The organism is uncultured Campylobacter sp. (assembly GCF_937997465.1).
GTDB lineage: Bacteria > Campylobacterota > Campylobacteria > Campylobacterales > Campylobacteraceae > Campylobacter_A.
Map to the genome: position 1 here is coordinate 1 of NZ_CALKTQ010000068.1, position 4,955 is coordinate 4,955.

At 44.2% G+C, this 4,955-nt stretch carries 5 protein-coding genes; all 5 read right to left on the reverse strand.

Annotated elements, in window-relative coordinates:
- On the reverse strand, positions 1–659 hold a 659-nt coding region (locus Q0546_RS01970), incomplete at its 3' end, for a Dyp-type peroxidase (RefSeq protein ID WP_298790040.1).
- A 197-nt stretch (positions 660–856) separates the two neighbouring features.
- Complete coding sequence (locus Q0546_RS01975; protein WP_298790042.1) at positions 857–1,585, reverse strand: response regulator transcription factor; 729 nt, start codon at positions 1,583–1,585, stop codon at positions 857–859.
- Between the two features lie 65 nt (positions 1,586–1,650).
- Positions 1,651–2,745: an ATP-binding protein gene (locus tag Q0546_RS01980; protein WP_298790044.1), complete on the reverse strand. Its 1,095-nt coding sequence runs from the start codon at positions 2,743–2,745 to the stop codon at positions 1,651–1,653.
- Positions 2,720–3,730, reverse strand: a complete 1,011-nt coding sequence (locus Q0546_RS01985; RefSeq protein ID WP_298790046.1) for a bifunctional 3,4-dihydroxy-2-butanone 4-phosphate synthase/GTP cyclohydrolase II — start codon at positions 3,728–3,730, stop codon at positions 2,720–2,722. The genes Q0546_RS01980 and Q0546_RS01985 overlap by 26 nt, the downstream gene beginning before the upstream one ends.
- A 666-nt stretch (positions 3,731–4,396) precedes the next feature.
- The gene (locus Q0546_RS01990; protein ID WP_298790048.1) at positions 4,397–4,840 is read right to left on the reverse strand and encodes a helicase IV; all 444 of its coding nucleotides are present in this window, start codon (positions 4,838–4,840) and stop codon (positions 4,397–4,399) included.
- Positions 4,841–4,955 lie beyond the last annotated feature (115 nt).

The window sequence follows — 4,955 nt, forward strand, 5'->3', positions numbered from 1 at the left end:
GGCTTTTCATCCTCGCTCATCTCGATATCGTCTGCTTTCGTACGGCCTATAACCTTTTCTTGCTCGCTCACGCTAGTTGCGTTCCACTCTCTCATTTTGTGTTTATATTTTTGTACAAATACGTAGCTGCCGCCCTTAAATTTCCTATCCTCGTCGCCAACTTTGGCAAAATAATCTCGGTCTTCGCCGTTTGGATTTTCAGTTCCATCCACAAATCCGATGATCGCTCTGCCGTCGTGATACTTAAAACCTTGGGTCTCATCCGCAAGCTTAGCAAATTTAAAAAGCTCGGCCTTTATATTTTGCGCCATATCAAAGCAGTCCGCCGCGTCTAACGCCCTAATATGCACGTGGATATCGCCCGCAGTGCTCACGGCTTCGTGCTTGTCACCTTTGATGGCTTTAAAATTAACAAGCTCTTTTGGTAGCGGTTGCGGGAGTCCTAGTTTTAGCCACGCATCGTGTCCGACGGCGATTACGCAGTTTACGTTCGCCTCCGCGCCAAACCTTACTTTTGCCGTTTTGTTTAAATTTACGACCAAAGCGCAAAGTCTCTCAAAGCCTTTTTTACAGGCGTTTTCGTCGCCACTTAACAGCCAAGTTTGAAAAACGGTGTTATTGCCAGGCGCCTGCGTAACTTCTTGCGAATTTATTTGCATTTTCTCTCCTTAAATTAATATTTTAAAATTAACTCATTAGATTTTACAACTTAAATTTTAAATTTTTATAAATTTAAGCTTTAAGGAAGCGAAAAAATCAATTTATTCATAAATTTAATAAACGCTATATTTCGGCAAATTTGACTTTTGAGTCATATAATGCAAAATCATTAAATTTCGTAGATAAATTTACATTCTCAAACGTAGCCGACCTGGCTCACGGTGCGCTGATTTTGTTCATCTAGGATGAGTGCATATCCGCTACCCTGCGCGTTTTGGATGAGTTCTGGGTAGAGTTTTTTGCGTAGTTTATACACAAAGCTTCGTATCGCGTCGGCGGTGCAGCTGCCATCCTGCCAGACGCACGACTCGATCATCTCAAAGCTCACGACGCGGCCCTGATTTTTTAGAAAAAGATGTAGTAAATTTTGCTCTTTTTTAGTTAGTGCCACGGGCTCGCCGTCCTTTGTTAGCTGCTTGCTAAAGGCGTTAAATTTAAAGCCGTTTTTTAGATCGACCTCCGCAAAATCGTTTTTAAATTTATTCGCCGCAAAGCTCATTTGCATGATTAGCTCGCGCTTTTCAAACGGCTTTTTTAGCACGCCAAAGCTTCCTAGCTCTATCGCGCTAAGCACGTTTTCGTCGCTACCATATGCAGTGAGAAAAATAATGGGCACGTCCTTATCCAGCTGCCTTATACGAGCCGCCATCTCAAGCCCGTTCATATACGGCATGTTGATATCGGAAAGCACCAAATTTACGCCCTTTGCTTCAAAAACTTCCAGCGCCTCTTTCGCGTTTGCGCAGGCGTAAACCTCGCTCACGTAGTTTTCGACCGATATTTTGATACTTTCGCGCAGGCTCTCGTCATCCTCGACGATGAGCAAATTTATGCCGTTTAAGATATTTTTTATTTTGCTATACACGCTGGCCTCGTTTCTTGCTTGTGTTTCTTAAGTCCGCAAACTAATTTTTAAATTTATAGCCTCGTCTAAATTTCGCCCAAAAATAGCGTAAATTTAGTCGGATTCGCCGCACTTTCGAGCTCCAGCGCACCGCCTAGCTTTTTTACGGCGAGTTCCCTAGCTACGTTTAGACCCGTACCCGTGCCCATATTTTTTGTCGTAAAAAACGGTTCGAAAATTTTATCGCTATCCGCCTTAACCCCGCCGCCGTTATCGCTCACGCTCACGCAAAATAGCTCGCCCGCCCTCTTTAGCTCGATTAAAATTTGCGGCGTATCACGTCCGCTTTCAACCAGCGCGTCCTTAGCGTTTGAGAGCAAGGATAGCAAGATCTGCCTCACGTAGCTAGCGACGCTTTTTAGCTCGCATTTGCCGCTACTGCTAGCAAATTTTAGCTCGATACCGTGAGAGTTTAGCTCTGGCCGCACTATCAAAATAAGCTCGTTTATGATATTAACGAGATCAAATTTTGCCGCACCCTCGCCGCTGGCGTAAAAATTTCTAAACGCCTTTATCGTTTCGTCCATGAGCCTTAAGCTCTTTTTGCAGGCTGCGATTTGAGCCGGTATGCGCTCAAATTCGCCCTCGCGCGCGCACTCCTCGATGTTATCCAGATACAGTCCCAGCGCGCTTAGAGGCTGGCGCTGCTGATGCGAAATGGAGTTTATCATCTCGCCAACCAGCGCGGTTTTGGCGTGAGCTAGCACCGAGCGCCTATGCTCAAGCTCCTTTTTTTCGAGCTCCTTTTCGTGCGTGACGTCAGTGACCGCAAGGATAAATCCGTCAAATTTTACCCCGCCCTCAAGCACGTTCGAGACGTTTAGTCTGAAGCTTTTTTCGCCTTTTTTTACGATAAAATTGCTCGAGTTTAGCGGGCTATTTTTGAGATTTTCAAAGCTTTTTAGCTCGTCAAGTCCCTGCGCCGCAGCGATCATATCGTCAAATTTCGCTCCGTAAAAGATTTTGGGTGCCAGAGCGAAAATCCGTTCAAATTTTTTATTTATAAATTTTATGGTGCCATTTTTATCCGCGTACAAAAGCCCCAAATTTAGCGTCTTGGCAAAGGCCCGCGCTACCTCGCTAGGCCCGTTTGCGTTACTCTTTGTAGCCCGCGATGTCAAGCCCAAAGCCCTTTAATGCAACGAAATCTTTATTTTTATTCGCGCTTAAAAGCTCGATACGGCTGACGCCTAGTTTGTGTAAAATTTGCGCGCCGATACCGTAGTCCTTGACCTGTCCGCCGCACTTCTCCTCGCCTTGCAAAAACACCGCAACGCCGCCGTTTTTGGATAGATACTCGAGCGAGTCTCGCAAGTCGTCGAATTTATCCGAGCAAAGCAGCTCCACGTCGCTTGAAATTTGATGAAATTTGACCGCGGTTTTGTCCTTTATCTCGCCAAAAACAAAGGCATAGTGTCGCTCGCCTTTGTGATCTAGGATCTCGCATTTTAGGGCGTCAAAGCCCGCTATCTTAACCTCGCTTTTTTCTTTTATCTCGATTAGGCTTTCGTGTTTTAGGCGGTACTGCACGAGCTCGGAGACCGAAACCATATTTAGTCCAAATTTCTCGCAAAACGCCTCTAGATCGGGTCTACGAGCCATATTTCCGTCCTCTTTTACGATCTCACAGATGACGGCTGCTTGCGTTAGGCCTGCGTATTTGCATAGATCGACCGAGCCTTCGGTGTGTCCGGTGCGGCTTAGCACGCCGCCTTTTTTAGCGATGAGCGGAAAGATATGCCCCGGGCGCACGAAGTCCTGCGGCTTTGACATCGGGTCAGCCGCTAGACGGATCGTGACGTCGCGCTCGTATGCACTCACGCCCGTAGTCGTGTTTTTGGCGTCGATCGTGACGGTAAACGCCGTCTCGTGGCAGGATGTGTTTTTATCCACCATCAAATTTAGATCGAGGCGACGAGCGATCTCCTCGTTTAGCGCGAGGCACAGCACGCCTTTTGCGTGAGTTATGGCGAAATTTACCTTTTGCGTGTCGCTAAAAGTCGCCGCAAATACCAGATCGCCCTCGTTTTCGCGGTCTTCATCGTCGACCATGACGACCATTTTGCCGTTTTTGATGTCGTTTATGGCCTGCTCTACTCTATCCATTGTTATTCCTTGTTTAAAATTTGGGATAATTATACATTTTTAGCTTTGAATTTAGGCTTTTGCGCGGGCCTTGCTTGATGCTTTGCGGACTTTTTGGTTCACTTAGATACGGCACAAACAGACTTTGGTTAAATTTAAATGTATCAACCGAGCTTGTATTTTTTGTTTAATTTTTACGGACTTGTCAAATTTGACCGATTTTGGGCATAACCCGCACCTTGAAAATGTTAAGGTTAGATTTAGCGATGTAGTAATATGAGTGAGGCAAATTTTGTGCGTCGTTATTTTGGTTGAATTTGCCAGATTGGATTTTGGCTATTTTTCATCGCAGCGACCGAATTTGATCAAACTCGCCACTGACTGGAACTGTTTTGGAGTAAATTTGCCGACCTTAAAAGCATAAACGCTCGCTTGACGTTACGCGAGCGGTAAATCTTTTTAACAACCATATCCGTACCCTTGCTCAAACGGTTTTATCGCTCGCACACTGCGATCGGCGACTTCAGCTCTTACACCTTACTAATATCTATTTTTCAAACGACTGCAAATGCTTTTAAATAGTTGGTTTTTTCTGATTTAATAAATTTTGTGCCCGTCAAATTTAGTAGCCATATCTGCATGCACATTTGCTACATATGCGATAGCGTTTACGAAATTTGACGATTTTTAGAGCTTTGGCCTGATTTGGTATTTTGCGCCGAGTCTTGAAAATTCTTTGGCAAAAAACGTGTTTAGATCGCGCAAGCTGTCGTCGTTCATTTGGATAAGTTTTAGGCGGTTTTTCTTGTAAATTTTGATTTTTTTACTTTTTCTTTTTAGATACTGCGGTGTTTCAAGTCCCCAAAATTCGATATAAATTTCGCTTTGCGTCAAATAAAAATCACTAATGACACGCTCTTTGGTCGGTACCTTTTTCTCGTAGATAAAATCTATACCGCGGTAAAATAGCCAATTTGCCACAATGAGCTCGGCGCGGCTTTTTACCGTATTGCCACTATCGCTTTTGTATCTAGTTTGCTTGATTTTTTGCCTTTTAAATAGCTTTAAAGCTAGCAAAATAATTACGATCAGCAGCAAAACGATTAAAATTTGAGATACGTCAAAGTTCATAAAAAATTTTCTTTAATTCTAAATTTTGATTTTTTGGAGTAAGTGAAGGATAAATTTTAGATTTGGTTGCGGAGGACGGATTTGAACCGCCGACCTTCGGGTTATGAGCCCGACG